19 protein-coding genes and 1 riboswitch are annotated in these 20,888 nt (G+C 72.2%); of the genes, 6 read left to right on the top strand and 13 right to left on the bottom strand.

Annotated elements, in window-relative coordinates; genetic code table 11:
- Positions 1-2 precede the first annotated feature (2 nt).
- The 3 genes from ACGFT2_RS26500 to ACGFT2_RS26490 form a co-directional block, all read right to left on the bottom strand.
- Positions 3-299 carry a DUF4193 domain-containing protein gene (locus tag ACGFT2_RS26500; RefSeq protein ID WP_005481602.1) on the bottom strand — a complete coding sequence of 99 codons (297 nt, stop codon included), beginning with the start codon at positions 297-299 and terminating at the stop codon, positions 3-5.
- Positions 300-693: 394 nt separating this feature from the next.
- On the bottom strand, positions 694-1,941 hold the full coding sequence (locus tag ACGFT2_RS26495; RefSeq protein WP_393282490.1) for a sensor histidine kinase: 1,248 nt from the start codon (positions 1,939-1,941) through the stop codon (positions 694-696).
- Between the two features lie 6 nt (positions 1,942-1,947).
- Positions 1,948-2,601, bottom strand: coding sequence for a response regulator transcription factor (locus ACGFT2_RS26490; protein WP_007387794.1), 654 nt, complete (start codon positions 2,599-2,601; stop codon positions 1,948-1,950).
- Positions 2,602-3,013: 412 nt separating this feature from the next.
- Here ACGFT2_RS26490 and ACGFT2_RS26485 point away from each other — a divergent pair, with 412 nt between their 5' ends.
- Entirely contained in the window at positions 3,014-3,187 is a 174-nt protein-coding gene (locus tag ACGFT2_RS26485; RefSeq protein WP_186581674.1) for a hypothetical protein, read from the top strand.
- Between the two features lie 143 nt (positions 3,188-3,330).
- On the opposite strand, the gene ACGFT2_RS26480 is transcribed toward ACGFT2_RS26485, so the two are convergent.
- Positions 3,331-4,146: an inositol monophosphatase family protein gene (locus tag ACGFT2_RS26480; RefSeq protein WP_393282488.1), complete on the bottom strand. Its 816-nt coding sequence runs from the start codon at positions 4,144-4,146 to the stop codon at positions 3,331-3,333.
- 8 nt (positions 4,147-4,154) lie between these two features.
- A complete protein-coding gene (locus ACGFT2_RS26475) occupies positions 4,155-5,282 on the bottom strand; it encodes a ferrochelatase (RefSeq protein ID WP_393282485.1) in 1,128 nt (375 codons plus the stop codon).
- A gap of 171 nt (positions 5,283-5,453) precedes the next feature.
- Between ACGFT2_RS26475 and ACGFT2_RS26470 the strand changes: the two genes are divergently transcribed.
- Together ACGFT2_RS26470 and ACGFT2_RS26465 are read left to right on the top strand one after the other, a co-directional pair.
- Positions 5,454-6,698 (top strand): MFS transporter, encoded by a 1,245-nt coding sequence (locus tag ACGFT2_RS26470; protein WP_393282483.1) that lies wholly within the window; start codon positions 5,454-5,456, stop codon positions 6,696-6,698.
- Positions 6,658-7,977 carry a D-arabinono-1,4-lactone oxidase gene (locus ACGFT2_RS26465; RefSeq protein ID WP_393282480.1) on the top strand — a complete coding sequence of 440 codons (1,320 nt, stop codon included), beginning with the start codon at positions 6,658-6,660 and terminating at the stop codon, positions 7,975-7,977. Before ACGFT2_RS26470 ends, ACGFT2_RS26465 begins: the two co-directional genes overlap by 41 nt.
- On the opposite strand, the gene ACGFT2_RS26460 is transcribed toward ACGFT2_RS26465, so the two are convergent.
- Positions 7,901-8,743: a hypothetical protein gene (locus ACGFT2_RS26460; protein WP_393282478.1), complete on the bottom strand. Its 843-nt coding sequence runs from the start codon at positions 8,741-8,743 to the stop codon at positions 7,901-7,903. The genes ACGFT2_RS26465 and ACGFT2_RS26460 overlap by 77 nt on opposite strands.
- Before the next feature lie 492 nt (positions 8,744-9,235).
- Here ACGFT2_RS26460 and sepH point away from each other — a divergent pair, with 492 nt between their 5' ends.
- On the top strand, positions 9,236-10,276 hold the full coding sequence (sepH, locus tag ACGFT2_RS26455) for a septation protein SepH (protein ID WP_393282475.1): 1,041 nt from the start codon (positions 9,236-9,238) through the stop codon (positions 10,274-10,276).
- A gap of 79 nt (positions 10,277-10,355) precedes the next feature.
- Here sepH and ACGFT2_RS26450 read toward each other — a convergent pair whose 3' ends face one another.
- Positions 10,356-11,207 (bottom strand): sulfurtransferase, encoded by an 852-nt coding sequence (locus ACGFT2_RS26450; protein ID WP_393282473.1) that lies wholly within the window; start codon positions 11,205-11,207, stop codon positions 10,356-10,358.
- Positions 11,208-11,526: 319 nt separating this feature from the next.
- Here ACGFT2_RS26450 and ACGFT2_RS26445 point away from each other — a divergent pair, with 319 nt between their 5' ends.
- A complete protein-coding gene (locus tag ACGFT2_RS26445) occupies positions 11,527-12,318 on the top strand; it encodes a VOC family protein (RefSeq protein WP_393282470.1) in 792 nt (263 codons plus the stop codon).
- Positions 12,319-12,481: 163 nt separating this feature from the next.
- Here ACGFT2_RS26445 and ACGFT2_RS26440 read toward each other — a convergent pair whose 3' ends face one another.
- The 4 genes from ACGFT2_RS26440 to ACGFT2_RS26425 all read right to left on the bottom strand — a co-directional run bounded on the left by ACGFT2_RS26440 (position 12,482) and on the right by ACGFT2_RS26425 (position 17,991).
- Positions 12,482-13,132, bottom strand: coding sequence for a thymidine kinase (locus ACGFT2_RS26440; RefSeq protein WP_393282467.1), 651 nt, complete (start codon positions 13,130-13,132; stop codon positions 12,482-12,484).
- Positions 13,133-13,190: 58 nt separating this feature from the next.
- Positions 13,191-14,381 carry an alkaline phosphatase family protein gene (locus tag ACGFT2_RS26435; protein ID WP_393282464.1) on the bottom strand — a complete coding sequence of 397 codons (1,191 nt, stop codon included), beginning with the start codon at positions 14,379-14,381 and terminating at the stop codon, positions 13,191-13,193.
- Positions 14,381-14,977 (bottom strand): DUF5998 family protein, encoded by a 597-nt coding sequence (locus ACGFT2_RS26430; protein ID WP_393282461.1) that lies wholly within the window; start codon positions 14,975-14,977, stop codon positions 14,381-14,383. Before ACGFT2_RS26430 ends, ACGFT2_RS26435 begins: the two co-directional genes overlap by 1 nt.
- 98 nt (positions 14,978-15,075) lie before the next feature.
- On the bottom strand, positions 15,076-17,991 hold the full coding sequence (locus ACGFT2_RS26425) for a GNAT family N-acetyltransferase (RefSeq protein ID WP_393282458.1): 2,916 nt from the start codon (positions 17,989-17,991) through the stop codon (positions 15,076-15,078).
- A 177-nt stretch (positions 17,992-18,168) separates the two neighbouring features.
- Between ACGFT2_RS26425 and ACGFT2_RS26420 the strand changes: the two genes are divergently transcribed.
- Entirely contained in the window at positions 18,169-18,450 is a 282-nt protein-coding gene (locus ACGFT2_RS26420) for an HPr family phosphocarrier protein (protein WP_030563197.1), read from the top strand.
- Between the two features lie 324 nt (positions 18,451-18,774).
- Here ACGFT2_RS26420 and ACGFT2_RS26415 read toward each other — a convergent pair whose 3' ends face one another.
- Together ACGFT2_RS26415 and ACGFT2_RS26410 are read right to left on the bottom strand one after the other, a co-directional pair.
- Positions 18,775-19,461, bottom strand: a complete 687-nt coding sequence (locus tag ACGFT2_RS26415; RefSeq protein ID WP_393282455.1) for a GntR family transcriptional regulator — start codon at positions 19,459-19,461, stop codon at positions 18,775-18,777.
- A 264-nt stretch (positions 19,462-19,725) separates the two neighbouring features.
- Positions 19,726-20,481, bottom strand: coding sequence for a M23 family metallopeptidase (locus tag ACGFT2_RS26410; RefSeq protein WP_393282452.1), 756 nt, complete (start codon positions 20,479-20,481; stop codon positions 19,726-19,728).
- 12 nt (positions 20,482-20,493) lie between these two features.
- Positions 20,494-20,654, bottom strand: a riboswitch (cyclic di-AMP (ydaO/yuaA leader).
- Positions 20,655-20,888 lie beyond the last annotated feature (234 nt).

Genomic DNA, 20,888 nt, shown 5'->3' with positions numbered 1-20,888 from the left:
CCTCAGTCGCAGTCGCGGCAGATCGGCTGACCGTTCTTCTCGCGGGCCAGCTGGCTGCGGTGGTGCACCAGGAAGCAGCTCATGCAGGTGAACTCGTCCTGCTGCTTGGGCAGCACCCGAACGGCCAGTTCCTCGTTCGACAGGTCGGCGCCGGGAAGTTCGAGGCCTTCCGCGGCCTCGAACTCGTCGACGTCCACCGCCGAGGTGGACTTGTCGTTCCGCCGGGCCTTCAGCTCTTCAAGGCTGTCCGAGTCGACGTCGTCGTCGGTCTTGCGTGGAGTGTCGTAATCGGTTGCCATAGTCGCTCTCCCCCTCTGGGTGTCTGCGGTGTCTCCAGCGCACGTAACGCGTGAGAGGCCGGACTTGTGCCCGACCTGAGGCGGAGATTTTGCCTCACATCAAGGTCTGTTACTCAATCGACACCCAACCCGATCTCCCTGGAGTGATCGGCTTGGATGGCGGTGAGGACCGTACACGGTTCGAATGCCGCACCTCAAAGGCGCCTCCCCGTGTACTTCCCGTGATCAAGAGCCCTGAAAACCAGGACTTTCCCGGCTTTCCACCATGCATCATGATCACGCTGAGTACATGGCGAGAAATCTGTCCATGTGATCGATCACACAACGACAACCTCGTTCGGCACCTGGAAAATTCCGCGCCGAGCGAACATCCTCCGCGTGTGTCGGTTTCCGGTCACAACGGCAGGGTGACACGCATCACGAGTCCACCGCCTTCGCGAGGCCGCGCGACGATGTGGCCGCCGTGCGCGCGGGCCACGGACCGGACGATGGACAGGCCCAGACCCACGCCCTTGTCGCTGCCCGTGCGCTCCGTACGGAGCCGCCTGAAGGGCTCGAAAAGGTTGTCGATCTCGTACGCCGGGACCACCGGACCGGTGTTCGCGACGGTGAGCACCGCCTGGCCGTGCTCGACCTCGGTCTCCACCTCGACCCAGCCGTCCTCCCGCACGTTGTAGCGCACCGCGTTCTGCACGAGGTTCAGCGCGATCCGCTCCAGCAGCACGCCGTTGCCCTGCACCACGGCGGGCCGGCGCTCCCCGCGGATCTTCACGCCCTTGGCCTCGGCCTCGCCATGCACCTGGTCGACGGCCTGGGTGGCCACCTCGGCCAGGTCGACGGGCCCCCGCTCGACGATCTGGTTGTCGCTGCGGGCGAGCAGCAGCAGGCCCTCGACCAGCTGCTCGCTGCGCTCGTTGGTGGCCAGCAGCGTCTTGCCGAGCTGCTGCAGCTCCACCGGAGCGTTCGGGTCGGACAGATGCACCTCCAGCAGCGTGCGGTTGATCGCCAGCGGCGTGCGCAGCTCGTGGGAGGCGTTGCCGACGAAGCGCTGCTGGGCGGTGAAGGCCCGCTGCAGACGCTCCAGCATGTCGTCGAAGGTGTCCGCCAGCTCCTTCAGCTCGTCGTCCGGGCCGTCCAGCTCGATCCGGCGGGACAGGTCGGAACCGGCCACCTGACGGGCGGTGCGGGTGATCCGGCCGAGCGGGGACAGCACCCGGCCGGCCATCGCGTAGCCGAACGCGAAGGCGATCACGGCGAGGCCCAGCAGGGCCAGCAGCGAGCGGCTGAGCAGGTTGTCCAGGGCCGCCTGGCGCTGCTGGTCGACGCAGTGCGCGATCGCGTCGTTGAAGTCCGACAGCGACAGGCGGGTGGTGTTGATCGCCGGGCAGTTGCCGCTGGAGACCTTCAGCTCCTGATAGCCGACGATCTTGAACAGCGGCTGATTTCCGGTGCTGATCGCCTGCGCGGCGAGCAGGTACATGATCGAAAGCAGCAGGATGCCGGCGATCAGGAACATGCCGCCGTACAGCAGGGTGAGGCGTATGCGGATGGTGGGGCGCAGCCACGGGAAGGGGGGCTGCGGCCGCCTGGGGTCCCAGGTGGGCTTCGGTGGCGCCTGCGGGGGCGCGGGGGTGGCCGCCACGGCGGATCAGATCCGGTAGCCGGAGCCGGGGACCGTCACGATGACGGGCGGCTCGCCCAGCTTGCGGCGCAGGGTCATCACCGTCACGCGCACCACGTTGGTGAACGGGTCGGTGTTCTCGTCCCAGGCCTTCTCCAGCAGCTGCTCGGCCGAGACCACCGCACCCTCGCTGCGCATCAGCACCTCCAGCACCGCGAACTCCTTCGGCGCGAGCTGGACCTCCTTGCCGTCCCGGAAGACCTCGCGGCGGTTGGGGTCGAGCTTGATGCCGGCCCGCTCCAGGACCGGGGGCAGCGGCACGCTCGTGCGGCGGCCGAGGGCGCGCACGCGCGCGATCAGCTCGCTGAACGCGAACGGCTTGGGCAGATAGTCGTCGGCGCCGATCTCCAGGCCCTCGACGCGGTCGCTGACGTCGCCGGAGGCGGTGAGCATGAGCACGCGCGTGGGCATGCCCAGCTCGACGATCCTGCGGCAGACGTCGTCGCCGTGCACGAGCGGGAGGTCGCGGTCGAGGACGACCACGTCGTAGTCGTTGACGCCGATGCGTTCCAGGGCGGCCGCACCGTCGTACACGACGTCGACGGCCATGGCCTCCCGGCGGAGTCCGGTGGCCACCGCATCGGCGAGCAGTTGCTCGTCCTCGACGACGAGTACGCGCACGTCGCTTGTCCTTCCTCTGTCCACCCGCGTAGCGCGCGCTGGGCGCGTGCGGGCAGGCCTGTTCGTGGGGTGTGGCCTCCATCCTGCCCTTTTCGGCCGTAAGTCGGCTGTAAGACGGGATACGGGCCCGCGGCGAGCGGGTCTCCGGGGCGGGAATGCGAGATTTTCTCCGCCGGTTGAGGTTTCCGGGAAAGAAAGCGGGGGGAGGACCGCTTTACACCCGCGATCACGCTCTGCATGTGCCGCAGCACCATGCGGTACTCCGCCATCCGCTTCCGCAGAGCGGGCGTGGGTGTCCGGCACCGTCGCCGCCCGGCACGGCTGCGCCGGGCATCCGCGAGACGTGATCGCCCCTTCTCAACCGGCACACCCCCGTGCCACCCACCCACGACCCTGGACGAGGGGGCGCAGCATGGACGCTTTCACCGCAGGACTTCTGCAGCGCATAAGGGCGACCGAGTCCGACCTGTCGCGGGCTCGTGACGAGGGCGACGACTTCCTCGCCGAAGTGGAGCAGGCCGAGCTCGACGACCTGCGCCGCCTCGCCGCCGAACATGGTGTGGAAGTCGGCGCGTCACGCGTCTGATCGGCCGAAAGCGCAAGAAGGGACCCCGGCGAATCCAGCGCCGGGGTCCCTTTGCGTCCGGCCCGGGGCCGGCGTGGTCCAGGGCCTGTCCCGCTATTCCCGGCCGCCCTTCGGGGGCGGCACGATCTGCCGGGCGGGCCGCCCTAGTCGTGCCACGCCCCGAAGTCCTCCAGCAGCCTCTGGAGCGGCTCGAAGACCCCCGGGGCACCCGCGACCGTCAGCTCCCGCGAAGGCCGCTGTGCGGGCCGTCCACCGGTCAGCGCGCCGGCTTCCCGGGCGATCAGGTCACCCGCCGTGTAGTCCCACGCGTTGAGGCCCCGCTCGTAGTACCCGTCGAGCCGGCCGCAGGCCACGTCGCACAGGTCGATCGCCGCCGAACCACCGCGCCGGATGTCCCGCAGCAGCGGGATGAGCCGCCCGGCCACCTCGGCCTGGTGGGCGCGGACCCCGGCGACGTAGTTGAAGCCCGTGGAGACCAGGGCCTGGTCCAGCGGGGGCGCGGGGCGGCAGCCGAGCGCCCGCTCCGCCTCCCACGCGCCCGTGGCCCATGCGCCGCCGCCGCGCACGGCGTGGTACGTCTCGCCGCGCATCGGCGCCGCGACCACCCCGACGACCGTCTCCCCGTCCCGCTCGGCGGCGATGGACACCCCCCAGGTCGGCAGCCCGTACAGGTAGTTGACGGTGCCGTCGAGCGGGTCGATCACCCACCGGACACCGCTCGTGCCCTCGACGGAGGCCCCCTCCTCGCCGAGGAACCCGTCGTCCGGCCGGTGCGCGGTGATCAGGTCGGTGATCAGCTTCTCCGCCGCGATGTCCATCTCGGTGACGACGTCGACCGGGCTGGACTTGGTCCGGGCGACGGCCAGGTCGGCCGGGCGGCCGTCCCGCAAAAGCTCGCCGGCACGGCGTGCGGCCTCCTGGGCCAGCTCGAGCAGGTCCCGGTGCAGTGCGTCGGTCACGGGTCTCCTCACGCGTAGGGGCTGTCGGCGCCGGCGGCGGCCGGACGGGGCGTACGGGCGGGGCAGCAGCCGACCGGGCAGAGGTCGTGGCTGGGGCCGAGGGTGCCCAGGGCACAGGGCGTGACCCGCAGGCCGCGTTCCACCGCCGAACGTTCCATGATCAGCTCGCGGACGGCGGCGGCGAACCGCGGGTCGGCGCCCACGGTGGCCGAACGGCGCACCGGCAGGCCCAGCTCGCCGGCCTTGGCCAGGGCCTCGGTGTCGAGGTCGTAGAGGACCTCCATGTGGTCGGAGACGAAGCCGATCGGGGCCATGACGACGGCCGGGACACCGGCGGCGTGCCGCTCCTCGAGGTGGTCGCAGATGTCGGGCTCCAGCCAGGGGATGTGCGGGGCGCCCGAGCGGGACTGGTAGACGAGCCGCCAGGGGTGGTCGACGCCGGTGCGCGCACGGACGGCGTCGGCGATCAGCTGGGCCACCTCCAGGTGCTGCTCGACGTAGGCGCCGCCCTCGCCGTGGGCCTCGACGGGGCCGGACGTGTCGGCGGCGGCGGTCGGGATGGAGTGGGTGGTGAAGGCGATGTGGGCGCCGTCGCGGACGTCCTCGGGGAGGTCGGCCAGGGAGCGCAGCACGCCGTCGGCCATGGGCTCCACGAAGCCGGGGTGGTTGAAGTAGTGCCGCAGCTTGTCGATCCTCGGCGGCCGGACACCCTCGGACTCCAGGGCGGCCAGCGCGTCGGCGAGGTTCTCGCGGTACTGGCGGCAGCCCGAGTAGGACGCGTACGCGCTGGTGGCGAGCACCAGGATGCGGCGGCGGCCGTCGGCGGCCATCTCACGCAGGGTGTCCGTCAGGTACGGCGCCCAGTTGCGGTTGCCCCAGTAGACCGGCAGGTCCAGGCCGTGCTCGGCGAAGTCCTTGCGCAGGGCGTCCAGCAGGGCGCGGTTCTGGTCGTTGATGGGGCTGACCCCGCCGAAGAGGAAGTAGTGCTGCCCGACCTCCTTCAGGCGTTCCTTCGGGATGCCTCGTCCGCGCGTGACGTTCTCCAGGAACGGAACCACGTCGTCCGGGGCTTCGGGGCCGCCGAAGGAGAGCAGGAGCAGGGCGTCGTACGGAGTGGCATCGAGCGCGTCAGGCATGTCTCGATCCTGCCATTCGGTACCGACAGCCGGGCAACGGCAGGATGAAGAGTCGAGTTCCCGATGGTTTATTCCGGTTTTTCCCCCGGAAATCCTGGTGCAATAAGGGTGTCCTAACTCGTAAGCTGTATCAGCCGCATTCGCGCCTTACTGAGTCGCCTCGGAGACCCTGTGCCCAGCCCCTACAGAGCCCTGTTCACCGCACCCGGCACCAAGGCCTTCTCCGCCGCCGGCCTCCTCGGCCGGATGCCGCTGTCGATGATGGGCATCGGCGTGGTCACGATGATCTCCCAGATCACCGGGAGGTACGGGCTCGCGGGCGGGCTGTCGGCCACCATCGCGCTGTCCGCGGCGGCGATCGGGCCGCAGATATCCCGGCTGGTGGACCGGCACGGACAGCGCCGGGTGCTGCGCCCGGCGACCCTGGTGGCACTCGTCGCCGGAGCCGGGCTGCTGCTCGCCGCGCACTTCCGGTGGCCGGACTGGACGCTGTTCGTCTCCGCGGCCGGGATCGGCGCGGTGCCGAGCCTGGGCGCCATGATCCGGGCCCGCTGGGCGGCGCTGTACCGGGGCACTCCGAAGCTGCACACCGCGTACTCGTTCGAGTCGGTCGTCGACGAGGTCTGCTTCATCTTCGGCCCGATCGTCTCGATAGGGCTGTCCACGGCCTGGTTCCCGGAGGCGGGGCCCCTGCTGGCCGCCTGCTTCCTCGCGGCGGGCGTCTTCTGGCTCACCGCCCAGCGCGCGACCGAACCCGCACCGCACCCGCGCGACGGCGACGGCGAGGGTGGGGGCAGCGCCCTGCGCTCGACCGCGCTCCAGGTGCTGGTGGCCACGTTCGTGGCGACCGGCGCGATCTTCGGCTCGGTGGACGTGGTCACCGTCGCCTTCGCCGACGAGCGCGGCCACAAGGGCGCGGCGAGCCTGGTCCTCGCCGTGTACGCGGCCGGCTCCTGTGCGGCCGGCGTCGTCTTCGGGCTGCTGCGGTTCGCCGGGGCGCCGGAACGCCGCTGGCTGCTGGGCGTGGCGGCGATGGCCGTGAGTATGATCCCCCTCCTACTGGTCGGAAACCTGCCGCTTCTGGCCGTGGCGCTGTTCGTTGCGGGGCTGGCCATCGCGCCGACGATGATCACGACGATGTCCCTCATCGAAGAGCACGTACCTCGCGCGAAGCTCACCGAGGGCATGACCTGGGTGAGCACCGGCCTCGCGGTCGGTGTCGCGCTCGGCTCCTCCGTGGCCGGCTGGATGATCGACGCAGCCGGTGCGCGGGCCGGGTACGGGGTTCCGGCCGTGTCCGGGGCCGTCGCGATCGCGGTCGGTTTCCTCGGGTACCGCCGGCTGCGCAGGCCGGCCGCGGGGCGGGGAGGCACCGTTGAGCAGCACAGCGAACGGGAAGAACGGCACCTGGCGTAACTGGGGCGGCAACGTCTCCGCCCGGCCCGCCCGGCAGGTCGCACCGGCCTCCGTGGAGGAACTGGCCGCGGCGGTGCGGCGGGCCCGCGAGGACGGCCTGAGGGTGAAACCGGTCGGCACCGGGCACTCCTTCACCGCGATAGCCGCCACCGACGGTGTGCTGATCCGCCCTCAACTCTTGACCGGTATACGTGACATCGACCGGGAATCCATGACGGTCACGGTGGAGGCGGGCACTCCGCTGAAGAGGCTCAACGCCGCTCTCGCGCGCGAGGGCCTCTCGCTCACCAACATGGGCGACATCATGGAGCAGACCGTCTCCGGGGCCGTCAGCACCGGCACGCACGGCACGGGCCGCGAGTCCGGCTCGATCGCCGCGCAGATCCGGGGGCTCGAACTCGTCACGGCGGACGGCTCCGTGCTCGGCTGTTCCGAGAAGGAGAATCCCGAGGTCTTCGCGGCCGCCCGGACGGGCCTCGGCGCCCTCGGCGTCATCACCGCGATCACCTTCGCCGTGGAGCCCCTGTTCCTGCTCACGGCACGCGAGGAACCGATGCCCTTCGACCGGGTCATCGCCGAGTTCGATCAACTGTGGGCGGAGAACGAGCACTTCGAGTTCTACTGGTTCCCGCACACCGGCAACACCAACACCAAGCGCAACAACCGCAGCGCCGGACCCGAGCAGCCCGTAGGGAGGCTGGCCGGCTGGATCGAGGACGAGTTCCTCTCCAACGGCGTCTTCCAGGTGGCCCAGTGGGCCGGCCGCGCCGCCCCCGCCGCCGTCCCGGCGATCGCGCGGGTCTCCAGCAGGGCCCTGTCCGCGCGGACGTACACCGACATCCCGTACCGGGTCTTCACCTCGCCGCGCCGGGTGCGCTTCGTCGAGATGGAGTACGCCGTCCCGCGCGCGGCCCTGACGGACGCCCTGCGCGAGCTGCGGACCATGATCGAGCGGTCGGGCCTGCGCGTCAGCTTCCCGGTGGAGGTGCGCACCGCCCCGGCCGACGACATCACCCTGTCCACCGCCTCCGGCCGGGACAGCGCCTACATCGCCGTGCACATGTTCCGGGGCACGCCGTACCAGGCCTACTTCACCGCCGCCGAGCGCATCCTCGCCGCGCACGAGGGCCGGCCGCACTGGGGCAAGGTGCACACGCGGGACGCCGACTACTTCGCCCGGGTGTATCCGCGCTTCGCCGAGTTCACGGCGCTGCGGGACCGTCTCGATCCGGATCGGCTGTTCCAGAACGACTACTTGCGGAGGGTTCTGGGGGCGTAGGCGTCGCGGCGGAGGTGCCGGGCGTGGGGGTCGCCGAAGGACTCGGGCCGTCGCTCGGCCCCGTCCCGGCGGAGTCGCCCGGCGTGGGCGTCGCCCCGCCGCTCGCGCCCTCGCCGGACCCGGACCGCTGCCCGCCCGGCGTCCGGGAGGGCGCCGGGGACGGCGAGCCGCCGCCGGACCGGGAGGAGCCGGGTGCCGGTGAACCGGGCCCACCGGTGCCGGACTTCGAAGGGGAGGAGTGGCGGCCGGTGACGGCGTCGCTCATCGTGGTGCCCTGACCGCCGTCGAAGCTGCTGCCCGACGCCAGCTCGTACCCGGTGATGCCGGCCATGGTGACGCCGAAGACGACGGCGGCCGCGACCACCGGGCGCCGCCGGCTCCTCACCCGCGCGCGGTAGACGGTGCCCTCACCGAACTCACCGGACCTGCCGGACTCGTCGAACCTGCCGAACTCACCCGGCCCGCCGGACTCGTCGAACTCGTCGGACTCGCCGAACCGGCCGGGCGGCGGTGCCTGCCGTCCCCTCGGCCGGGCGGGAACCGTGGACCGCTCCTTCAGCTGCTCCCCGGTCCGCTTGAAGAAGTGCTGGAACACCGTGCCGCCGCAGGTCGCCACCACACTGACCACGCCGGCACCGAGGATCGTGCCGTACACCCCGAAGTACGAGGCCAGTTTGGCCGCGACGACCGCCGCAAGGGCACCGCCCGCGACCTGAGGGACGTTCAGGTCGATCCGCTTGCGACCCGCATCGGGCGTCTCACGCATACCCGGAACCTGCCTGCCTCTCCCGTGCTCGACGACTTGCTCGACGGCGCTGATCCATCGGCTGCACGAGAGAGGGACGTGCGAACGAAACCATTAGTTCCGTTTCGGGGGATTGCGTGAAGTTCGCCACGATCGTGTTCGGAGAAACCGGTTGCGGACAGTCAAGTCCCATCCGCTGCAACAAGTTGAGCGGCGCGCCGATCCACGCACGTGGTCCGAATGGAGTACTGTTGCGAGCCCTGGGTCCGGTCCCCCACCAGGGTGTCCGCGGCCTTCCAGGACCGCCGGGAGGGGGGCTAGTTGCACAGGGTGACGAATTTGGTCACTTAGCGTTGCGAACAGGTAACCGTGCCATAACGGCGTCCCAGGGCCCGTGCCCGACACGCCGGGCAACTCGGCAAGGTTGTGGCAGGCTGCACCCGGGCAGGCCACACTCGACTAGCGGAAGCAGCGACGCACGTGACGTCGGCAGGCACCACCCGGGAGGTCCCCATGCCCGAACTGCGTGTCGTGGCCGTCTCGAATGACGGCACACGACTGGTGCTCAAGGCTGCCGACTCTACGGAGTACACACTTCCGATCGACGAGCGGCTGCGTGCCGCCGTGCGCGGCGACCGTCCCCGGCTCGGCCAGATCGAGATCGAGGTCGAGAGCCATCTCCGGCCCCGTGACATCCAGGCGCGTATACGTGCGGGTGCCACGGCGGAAGAGGTGGCACAGCTCGCCGGCATCCCCGTCGACCGGGTGCGGCGCTTCGAGGGCCCGGTCCTCGCCGAACGCGCCTTCATGGCCGAGCGCGCCCGCAAGACCCCGGTCCGCCGTCCCGGCGAGAACTCCGGCCCACTGCTCGGCGAGGCCGTCCAGGAGCGCCTGCTGCTGCGCGGCGTCGAGAAGGACACCGTGCAGTGGGACTCCTGGCGGCGCGACGACGGCACCTGGGAGGTGCTCCTCGTCTACCGGGTCGCGGGTGAACCGCACTCGGCGGTGTGGACGTACGACCCGCCCCGGCGGCTCGTACAGGCCGTGGACGACGAGGCACGCTCGCTCATCGGCGAGTCCGACGACCTCGCCGTGCCCGAGCCGAGCTTCCCGTTCGTCCCGCGCATCGCCCGGCTGCCGCGCGAGCGTTCGATGGACCGCGCCCTCGAACGGATCGACCGGGACCGGCCCGGGCTGCCCGCGCAGCCGTCCGAGCCGCTCGAAGAGAGCCCGGCCGAACGCGACTCGCTGACCAGCCTGCTGGAGGCCGTGCCGAGCTTCCGGGGCGATCTGGTGGTCCCGGAACGCCCGTCCGAGGCCCCGGAGGAACTGGTCGAGGAGCCCGCGGAGGAGGAGCCCCCGGCGCCTGCCGCATCGGCCGGCTCGGCGTACGCGGACGTCCTCATGCCCCGCTCGGTCGGCAGCCACCGCGACCGCCTCGTCGGAGCCACCGACCGGCAGGCCGAGGCCGACGGCGTCCGTCCCGGTCGCCGCGCCGCCGTGCCCAGCTGGGACGAGATCGTGTTCGGCACGCGCCGCAAGAAGCAGGAGTGACGGGCCGGCTGCGAAACGGCATGCCGGAGGGGGCACGCACGCGTGCCCCCTCCGGCGCGCACGCCCCTCTCACGCGCCGCTACTGCGGGTCCGCGCCGACCGCCACCGGACGGGACGGGTCCGCGGACCACTCGGACCAGGAACCGACGTACAGCGCCGCCGGAATGCCCGCCACGGCCAGCGCGAGCACCTCATGGGCCCCGGAGACACCGGAACCGCAGTACACGCCCACTTCGGTGTCCGCACGCACGCCCAGCGCCTTGAAGCGGTCCTGCAGTTCCGCCGCGGGCAGGAAGCGGCCGTCGGGACCCACGTTCTCCGTCGTCGGCGCCGACACCGCGCCCGGGATGTGGCCGCCGACCGGATCGATCGGCTCCACCTCACCGCGGTACCGCTCCCCCGCGCGCGCGTCCAGCAGGACGCCCGTCCGGGCCAGCTCCGCCGCCCCGTCCGCGTCCACCCGCCCCACGGCACCCGGTACGGGCGTGAAGTCGCCCTCGGCTCCGGCCGGGACGTCGGTGGACAGCTCGCCCTCCCAGGACGGCAACCCGCCGTCCAGGACCCGCACGTCCGGGTGACCCGTCCAGCGCAGCAGCCACCACGCCCGCGCGGCCGCCCAGCCCTGCCCACCGTCGTAGACGACGACCGGCCGGCTCGACGACACGCCCGCACGGCGCATCGCCGCACCGAACTCCGCGACGTCCGGCAGGGGATGACGGCCGTTCGCCCCCGGCGGGGCGGCCAGCTCGCGGTCCAGGTCGACGAAGACCGCGCCCGGGATGTGCCCGGCCGCATGGGCGGCCCGTCCGTCGAAGGCGGGCGCGCCCGCCGCCCGCGCCAGGCTCAGCTGCCAGCGGACGTCCAGCAGCACGGGCGGGTTCGAGCCGGTCAGCTCATGGGCGAGTTCGGTTGCGGTGATGATGGCTCTCATGGCGTCCATCCATACGCCAGGGGTGGCCGCCGCGTCCAGGTACGGCTACTCTGCTCGGCCGGACAGGCTCGATCACGCGACGTATGGGATCGAGCACATGCTGTACAGCCGGCGGACACCCGTCGGCATCGCCAGGAAGCGGCGAACCAGGGCGGTTCGGGCATTCTCCCGGAGGCACCGGTGGGCCGCGGCGCGGCAGGGCGGCCGGCACCGTGGAGGATGCGGGCACCGGCACGGGCGTACACGCGGTCGGCGTGGACACCCTTCCGGAGAGCGGAAGCGACACGGCCACCGCAAGGGGCCGGGGAGAGAGTGATCGATGACCGAGGCACGGGAATCGGCCGGTCCGTACGCGCAGCGCGCGCCCGGCGAGCCCTGCTGGGTGAGCCTGATGGTGCACGATCTGGCCGCCACCGAGGAGTTCTACGCCGAACTGTTCGGGTGGGAGTTCCGGCCGGGCCCGCAGCAGCTCGGCCCGTATGTGCGGGCTCTGCTCGACGGCCGGGAGGTGGCGGGCATGGGCCAGCTGCCGCCGGATCGCCGGCTGCCGATCGCCTGGACGCCGTACCTCGCGACGAACGACGTGGACCAGACGGCCGACGCGGTACGGCTGTGCGGTGGCACGGTGGCGGTCGGCCCGCTCGACGCCGCCGAGGCCGGGCGGCTGGCCATCGCCTCGGACCCCTCCGGGTCGGTGTTCGGGATCTGGCAGAGGAGCGCTCACCTCGGCACGGCGATCACCGGCGTGCCCGGCACACCCGTGTGGAACGAACTGCTCACCCTGGAGACCGAGAGTGTCGCCAAGTTCTACGCCACCGTGTTCGGCTACGAGCAGGAGCCCGTGGTCGCCGCAGGCCTCGACTACGTGACGCTGCACCTCGGCGGTCGGCCGGTGGCCGGCCTGCACGGCGTGGGCCACGCGCTGCCCCGGGACCGTGGCTCGCACTGGCAGACGTATTTCGAGGTCGCCGACGCCGACGCGACCCTGCGCCAGGTGGTGGATCTCGGCGGCCGGATCGTGCGGCCGGCCCACGACAGCCCGCACGGCCGGGTGGCGAGGGTGGTGGACCCGGAGGGAGCGGAGTTCTCGGTGCTCCAGGACCCGCGCTGAGCGGTCGGCCGCTCCGGCCGGCTGCGCCGTCGGGGTCCGGTGCGCGCTGCCGGGGCAAGGGTGCGCTGTACGGGAACGGGTACGGGTGCGCTGTCGCGGAGCCGATGAGGTGTCGGGCTGCCGGTGTGCACCGGGAGCCGGTGCGCCGTCGAGGTGTGGATTCTCAGGCCGGTGACACGGGCAGGACGTCCGGCGACAGGGCCGCCGCGCGGGCCGACGCGGCCGTCATCCGGCGCCGGTGGTGGCGGCGGCACAGCACCTCGTAGCCGACCTCGCCCGCGGACTGGTTGACGTCGCCGACGACCACCTGGGCGCCCTCCACCACCATCGCGCCGTCTATGGTGCGGGCGTTGTGCGTGGCCCGGGCGCCGCACCAGCACAGCGCCTCCACCTGGAGCACCTCGATGCGGTCGGCCAGCTCCACCAGCCGCTGCGAGCCGGGGAACAACTTGGAGCGGAAGTCGGTGGTGATACCGAAGGCGTACACGTCGAGCCCGAGATCGTCCACCACGCGCGCGAGCTGGTCGATCTGCCCGGGCGTGAGGAACTGCGCCTCGTCCGCGATCACGTAGTCCGCCCGGCGGCCCTGCGAGAGGTGGTCGACCAGGGAGGCGTACAGGTCCTGGTCGTCCGCGACCTCCACCGCGTCGGTGACCAGCCCGAGCCGGGAGGACAGCTTGCCCTCCCCGGCGCGGTCGTTCCGCGTGAAGATCACGCCGACGAGACCGCGCGCGGAGCGGTTGTGCTCGATCTGCAGAGCCAGCGTCGACTTCCCGCAGTCCATCGTTCCGGAGAAGAACACCAGCTCGGGCATGAGGGGTTGAGCACCTTTCGGTGAGTCGTTCGGCGGGTCGCCGTGCGGGGAGGGCGGTTCAGGAGCGTACTTCGAGCAGCGGTACGAGCTGCTCGGCAGGGGTCATCGAACCGTGGTTGCCGACCAGTGCCGACTCCTTGGGCTCCCGCTCGGACGCGGTGATCAGGACGTCGTCGTGGGCGGCCGCGAGCACGTCCCCGAGCCGCGCGTACACGCGCTCGTCCACGCGCGGGCCGAACCAGCCGGCCTCGATCGCCTCGTCCCGCGAGGCCACCCAGAACTGCTCACCGAGCACCTCGCGCCAGACGGTCAGCACGTCGTTCTCGGCGCCGGGCACCGCGTAGACGTGCCGCGCCCGCCCCTCGCCGCCCAGCAGGGCGACGCCGGCGCGCAGCTCCCAGTCCGTGTCGAAGTCGATCCGGTGTTCCTCGTCGAACGGGATGTCGACCATCCCGTGGTCGGCGGTGACGTAGAGCGCGCTGCGCGGCGGCAGTTGCTCGGCGAGGCGCTGGGCGAGCCGGTCGACGTACATGAGCTGGCCGCGCCAGGTGTCGGAGGCGATGCCGTAGCGGTGCCCTGCGCCGTCCAGTTCGGCGTAGTACGTGTACACCAGTGAGCGGTCCCCGGCGGCCAGTTGCTCGGCCGCGAGATCCATCCGCTCCTCGCCGGCCAGCCGGCCGTGGAAGGTGCCGCCGCTGAGCGCGACCTTGGTGAGCGGGGTCTGCGCGAACGTGGGCGACGACACCTGCGCGGCGTGCACACCGGCCTCGTGGGCCAGCTGGAAGACGGTGGGGTACGGCTGCCAGGGGCCCGGCGAGGTCCAGGGCTGCCAGCGGAGCTGGTTCATCAGCTCGCCGGTGGCCGGATTGCGCACGGTGTACCCGGGCAGGCCGTGGGCGCCCGGCGGCAGGCCGGTGCCGACGGAGGCCAGAGAGGTCGCGGTGGTCGCCGGGTAGCCGGCGGTCAGTGGTCGGCCGGTGGCGCCGCGGGAGGTGCCCAGCAGGGAGTTCAGGAACGGCGCCTCGTCGGGGTGCGCCCGCAGTTGCTCCCAGCCGAGCCCGTCGACGAGGAAGACACAGGCCCGGTCGGTCGCGGTCAGTTCCCCGATCGACGGGGTGAGACCGGGCACGCCCATTCCCGCGGCCAGGGTGGGCAGCAGATCGGCGAGGGAGCCGCTGCCGTACTCGGGCAGCGGCGCGGTGTCCAGCGCGAGCGGTTCCGGGTGGTCCCAGGCGGAGAGCTGGGACATCAGCGCGTGAGGTCCGCGGTCGCCTCCGAGACGGCCTGCGCGAACGCGAGCGTCTGGCGCACCGTCTCCGGGCCGTCCCCGGCCTCGCTGACACGCAGGCTGAGGTCGTCCGCCGTGGAACTGCCGGTGTAGCCGTGGTCGGCGTCGCAGTTCGGGTCACCGCAGGCGGCGGGTTCCAGGTCGAGGCGGCTGACCGCGCCCCAGCCGATGGTCAGCACGACTTCGCGGGGCAGCGTGCCCGGCTTGTACTGCTCCGGATTCGCGACCACGCGGCTCACCACGACGGAGGAGATCCGGCCGAGCTTCACGGACTCCGTGGAGGTGGTGGCGTACGGCGTCGGTGAGGTGCTGTCGGCGGCCTGCTCGTCGGTGTGGCTGACGATGAAGCGGTTGCCGGTGAGGACCAGCACGGTGACGTGCCGGCGCACCTCGTTCTGGTCGAACGTCGTCTCCTGGTGGACCAGGTACGACCGGACGGGCTCGCCGCCCACGGCGGCCTCCACCGCCTCGGCCACGAGGGCCGGGTAGTAGCCGCTGCGCTCGATCGCCGCGCGCAGCCCCTGGGTCGTCGTACTGGTCTTGGCCATGGCGTCCATCTTAATCCGTGGGCAGGGGCGGTCCGGGCCAGTCGTACGGACCGGGGACCGCCCGTGCGTCCGGGCGAGCCGAGCCGTCTCGCCGGTCCCGGGCCGGGTCAGTAGGCCGGCAGCGTGCGCGGGCCGAGGTCGTCGCGGGCGGGCGGCGGCGCGAGCCGGACGGTGGCGCCGAGGACGCTCACGCCGCGCGGGGCGACGACGACCGGCTCCAGGGTGACCGCGACGACCTCCGGGTGATCGTCCACGAGCCGGGAGACGCGCAGCAGCAGTTCTTCCAGCGCGGGGGTGTCGACGGGCGTGGAACCGCGCCAGCCGAACAGCAGCGGCGCCGTGCGGATCGACCGCACCAGCGAGGTCGCCTCGCGGTCGGTGACCGGGATCAGCCGGTGCGCCATGTCCCCGAGCAGCTGCGAGGCGGCACCGGCCAGGCTGAAGGACAGCACGGCACCGGCCGCCGGATCGATCACCGCGCGTACGACGGTGTCGACGCCCCGGGGTGCCATGCCCTGCACCACCGGCCGCAGCTCCTCCGGCTTACCGAACAGCTCGGTCAACTCGGCGTACGCGCGGCGCAGTTGCTCCTCGTCCGCGAGGTCGAGGCGGACGCCGCCGAGGTCGGCGCGGTGCCGCAGGTGCGGGGCGGTGGCCTTGAGGGCCACCGGGTAGCCGAGGGTGCGGGCGGCCTCGGCGGCGGCGTCCGGGGTGGCAGCGGGGAACGCCCGGCGCACGTGCACGCCGTACCTGCCGAGCAACTCGCAGGTCTCCGCGTCGGAGATGGTGAGCCCCTCGTCCCGCGCGAGCAGCTCACCGATCAGCCGTGCGGCACCCTTCTCGTCGATGTCGTCGTACTCCGGTACCTTCCCGGGGTCGACGGCCTCGCGCCGCCACTGCGCGTACTTCACGGCTTCGGCGAGAGCCCGTACGGCGCGCTCGGCGGCGGGGTAGGCGGGGATGAGCCGGGTGCCTTCGGCCGGAGGCGAACCGACCGCGACGGCCGGTGCACCGGGCGCCCCTTCCGCCTCCGCCCCTTCCGCCCCCACCCCGGCCGCCCCCGCCCCGGCCGCCGCCGGCCGGCCGTCCCCGACCGCCGGCGGGCCGCCCGGCCCGCCGTCCCTGTTCGCCGCTCTCCAGGCTGCCCGGGGGGCGGTGCTGGCCGCGGCGGACAGCGCCTCCGCGAGCCCTCCGAGCTCCACGTGCACCACCAGCACCGGCTTGCCGGGGACCGCCGCCGCGGCCGACCGCAACGCCTCCGCCAGCTCCGCGTCCCCCGGCGACCCCTCGCCGATCGCGGGGATGGCCGTGACGACGACGGCGTCGTTCGTGTCGTCGGCCAGCGCGGCGGCGAGCGCCCGGTGGAAGTCCTCCGCCGTCGCCGCGGTCGTCAGGTCCAGCGGTCGCGACGGACGCAGCCCCTCCGCGAGGCAGCGGTCGTAGGTCAGGACGCCCAGCGACTCGGAGTTGCCGAGGATGGCCACGCGCGGCCCGGCGGGCAGCGGCTGCCGGGCGAGCAGCAGGCCGGCGTCGACCAGTTCGGTGATGGTGTCGACCCGGATCACCCCGGCCTGCCGGAGCAGTGCGGACACGGTCGCGTGCGGCAGCCGCGTCGCGCGTACGGCGTGGCCCTGCGGCGCCGCCCCCGTGCCCTGCACCACGACCAGCGGCTTGGCCGCCGCCGTCCGCCGGGCGAGCCGGGTGAACTTGCGGGGGTTGCCGATGGACTCCAGGTACATGAGGACGACGTCGGTCTCGGGGTCGTCGTACCAGTACTGCAGGACGTCGTTGCCGGAGACGTCGGCGCGGTTGCCTGCGGAGACGAAGGTGGAGACGCCCGTGACCCCGGTGACTCCTCCGCCGCGCCTGTGCAGCCGGGACAGCAGGGCGATGCCGATGGCACCGGACTGGGCGAACAGCCCGATGCGCCCGGGGCGGGGCATCTCCGGGGCGAGGGAGGCGTTCAGCCGGACGTCGGGGGCGGTGTTGATGACCCCGAAGGCGTTCGGGCCGATGATCCGCATGCCGTACGCGCGCGCGGCCCGGACGAGGGCCCGCTGCCGCTCCCGCCCCCCGGTGCCGCTCTCGGCGTACCCGGCGGAGAGCACGACGAGCCCCTGAACGCCGTGCTCGCCGCACTCGACGACCACCGCGGGCACGTGCTCGGCGGGTACGGCGACGACGGCGAGGTCCACGTGTCCGTCGATGTCCCGCACCGAGCGGTACGCCGGCACCCCCTCGACCTCGTCGAGGTCCTCGGGGAAGGCCCTGTTCACCGCGTGCAGCCTGCCCGGGTAGCCGGCCTCCCTGAGGTTGCCGAGGATGCTGCGGCCCACCCCGCCGGGGGCGCGGCCGACCCCGACGACCGCCACGGAGCCGGGCATGAGGAGCCGTCGTACCGAGCGGCCCTCGGCGCGCTGCTCCCGCGCGCGCTGGACGGCGAGGGAGCGGTCGGTCGGTTCGAGGCCGAACTCCAGGCGTACGACACCGTCCTCGAAGCTGCGCTTCTGGGTGTAGCCGGCGTCCGTGAACACCTTGATCATCTTGCTGTTGGCGGGCAGCACCTCGGCGGCGAAGCGGCGGATCCCCCGCTCGCGCGCCACGGCCGCGATGTGCTCCAGCAGGGCGGAGGCGACCCCGCGGCCCTGGTGGCCGTCCTGCACCAGGAAGGCGACCTCGGCCTCGTCGGCGGGCGCGGAGGCGGGCATCCCGTCGGTCCCGATGCGGTCGTAGCGTACGGTGGCGATGAACTCGCCGCCGATGGTGGCCGCGAGTCCCACCCGGTCCACGAAGTCGTGGTGCGTGAAGCGGTGGACGTCCTTGGCGGAGAGCCTGGGGTACGGCGCGAAGAAGCGGTAGTACTTCGACTCGTCCGAGACCTGCTCGTAGAAACTGACCAGGCGGTCGGCGTCATCGACGGTGATGGGCCGGATGCGCGCGGTGCCACCGTCGCGCAGGACCACGTCCGCCTCCCAGTGGGCGGGGTACTCGTGCCGGTCCTGCCGGTCCGCCGGGGTCTGCATGGGCCCCAGAGTACGGCTCGCGTACGACAACGGCGCGAGGCAGTCTGTGGAGGACGGCACCCCGGACCGAGGCCGCGGTCCGGCGTCGCACCGGAGGGGACGAAGGTCCGCTCCGGGCATGCTTCACCGTATGGGAAACTGGTCTAGACAACCCTGAAGACTGAAGGGCAGCAACACATGGCTGAGCGCCGCGTCAACGTCGGCTGGGCCGAGGGCCTCCACGCCCGTCCCGCCTCCATCTTCGTCCGAGCCGCCACGGCCGCAGGCGTCCCGGTGACGATCGCCAAGGCCGGGGGCAACCCCGTCAACGCGGCATCCATGCTGGCCGTCCTGGGCCTGGGCGCCCAGGGTGGCGAGGAGATCGTCCTCGCGTCCGACGCCGAAGGCGCCGACGCCGCCCTGGACCGGCTGGCCAAGCTGGTCGCCGAGGGCCTGGAAGAGCTGCCCGAGACCGTCTGAGCGCCTCGCGCGCGCAGACCCGAGCCGCGTCGCCCCTCCGGGGGCGGCGCGGCTTCGCCGTCTGCGCGCGACGTTCCACGCGCCACAGCCGACAGGCCGCGCCGTGGTCCACGTCCCGCGCCACGATCCACGGTCCGCCTGGTCCACCGTCCGCGCCGCGATCCGCGATCCGCGATCCGCGATCCGCGATCCGCGATCCGCCTGATATTCCTCGATTAAGGCTCGGCACTGCTTTCGCGTCCCGCATGAATTTCGGCACACCAGAATGAGGACACCGTAAGCAGCCCGCCACGGAATTACCCTTCTTTGTATACGACCTCCGTGTTAATACCGCCGCCCCGGCATGTTTACGGCTTGTTGCGAAGTCCTCACGCGTTCCGCGCCGCCGGAGGACCGAAGGCGGTGCACGGCCGTCGCGCGCTCGGCGTGCAGCGCCGTGACCGCCCGCGCTCGCTCACCGTCGCCCCGCGCCACCGCGTCCACGATCGCGCCGTGCTCCGCCCAGGCCTCCAGTGGGCTCGGCAGGGCCTCCACCGCGTACATCCAGGCGATCTTGTGGCGCAGCTGGGCGAGCATCGAGGTCAGCGAGGGGCTGCCGGAGGCCTGCGCGAGCGTCTCGTGGAACCAGCCGCCCAGTGAGCGCAGATCCTCGCCGCCACCCCTCCTGGCCCGCTCCTGACCCAGCCTGACCAGGCCGCGCAGCACTTTGAGGTGCGCCTCCGTACGCCGCTGCGCGGCCCGGCAGGCGCCGAGCGGCTCCAGGAGCATGCGCATCTCCAGCAGGTCGGCGGCCTCCTGCTCGGTGGGCTCGGCCACGCACGCGCCCGCGTGCCGGCGGGTCACCACGAACCCCTCCGCCTCCAGGGTGCGCAGGGCCTCGCGGACGGGGACACGCGAGACGCCGTAGCGGCGGGCCAGGACTTCCTCGGTGAGGCGGCCGCCGCGCTCGTGGACGCCGGCGACGATGTCGTCCCTGATCGCCGTGCACACCGAGTGCGCCGGAATACGCATGCCCGACCTCCGTCTTAATTACCGTGAAACGTCGACGATGGACGTGTGTTCCGCGACTCTATTCCAATGCGCGGGAATTTCCGACGGCAGACCGGAATCCATGGATATTTTTTGGCCAGCGGGGCCGGCGAACCTTGCCGAAAACGGCGAAAGCCCCGGCTCGTGAGCCGGGGCTTTCGGATGCCGCGCGGACGGCGCGTCGGACCTACACGCCAGGCCCGGGCGGAGGTGCCGGACGTACGCGCCGGGCCCGGGCGGATCGATCTAGACGTTCACGCCGTGCTTGCGGAGGTAGGCGACGGGGTCGATGTCGGAGCCGTAGTCGGGGCTCGTGCGGGCCTCGAAGTGGAGGTGCGGGCCGGTGACGTTGCCGGTCGCGCCGGACAGGCCGATCTGCTGGCCCGGGACGACCTTCTGGCCCACGGTGACCCCGATGGACGACAGGTGACCGTACTGGGTGTACGTCCCGTCGGCCATCCGGATCACGATCTGGTTGCCGTACGCCCCGCCCCAGCCGGTGGACTCGACGGTGCCGGAGCCGACCGCGTGGACGGTCGTGCCGCTGGCCGCGTGGAAGTCGATGCCGGTGTGCGAGCCGGAGGACCACAGCGAGCTGCTGGCCTGGTAGCCCGTGGAGACGTAGGACTGCGCTATCGGGGCGACGAACGCGTTCAGGCGCTTGCGCTCGGCCTCGCGGGCCGCACGTTCCTTGGCCTCACGCTCCAGCTTCACCCTCTCGGCGGCCGCCTTGGCCGCGGCCTGCTCGGCCGCCTTCTGCTCGGCGGCCTGCCGCTGGGCGTCCGCCTGCGCGTCGATCTGCTCGGCCACGTCGTCGCTCACGGCGATGACGGGCGTGAGGCCGGTCTGCTCCACGGGGTTCTCGGCGGCGAGCGCCGGGGAGGCGGCGAGGGTGCCGATGACACCGGTGGTGGTGAGGGCCGCGATACCGGCCGCCTGAGCGGTGGTGCGCTTGACCCGGCCGGGCTTGCGATGCTTCCCGGTGGCGCACATGAACGCCATGAAGTGGCTGGTCCTTTCCTTCCCTCTCGCCTACCGGGTTAGCTGACGGGTTCGGAGCAGGAAGGTCTCCTACGGGCCCCCTCGCTCACGCGCGGGCGCCCGATTCACCCCAGGGACGATGGGTCCCCGGCTCCCCTGGCTCGCGCCGTACGGGGACTCGGCGATGACTGTCCGGTGCCGCGGGTGCGGCGCGGTGCCTGACGAACAGCCTGCATGACCGTACGGATCCCGGCTTTCGATCCTCAAACGGATCCGGTCTTTTGTAGCGCATCCCACAGGGCAGACAGGAAACCTCCGTCCCAAATCGGGCATCTGGGAGAGGGAGTGGAACAGCTTGGGGCCCTGACGATCCGTAGGTCGTCAGGGCCCCACGCGCGCGTTGCCGCTCCTCGGCGGCGACGGTTGCT

It is taken from the genome of Streptomyces sp. NPDC048514 (assembly GCF_043199955.1).
Lineage (GTDB): Bacteria > Actinomycetota > Actinomycetes > Streptomycetales > Streptomycetaceae > Streptomyces.
This window is presented reverse-complemented; position numbering and strand designations above follow the sequence as displayed.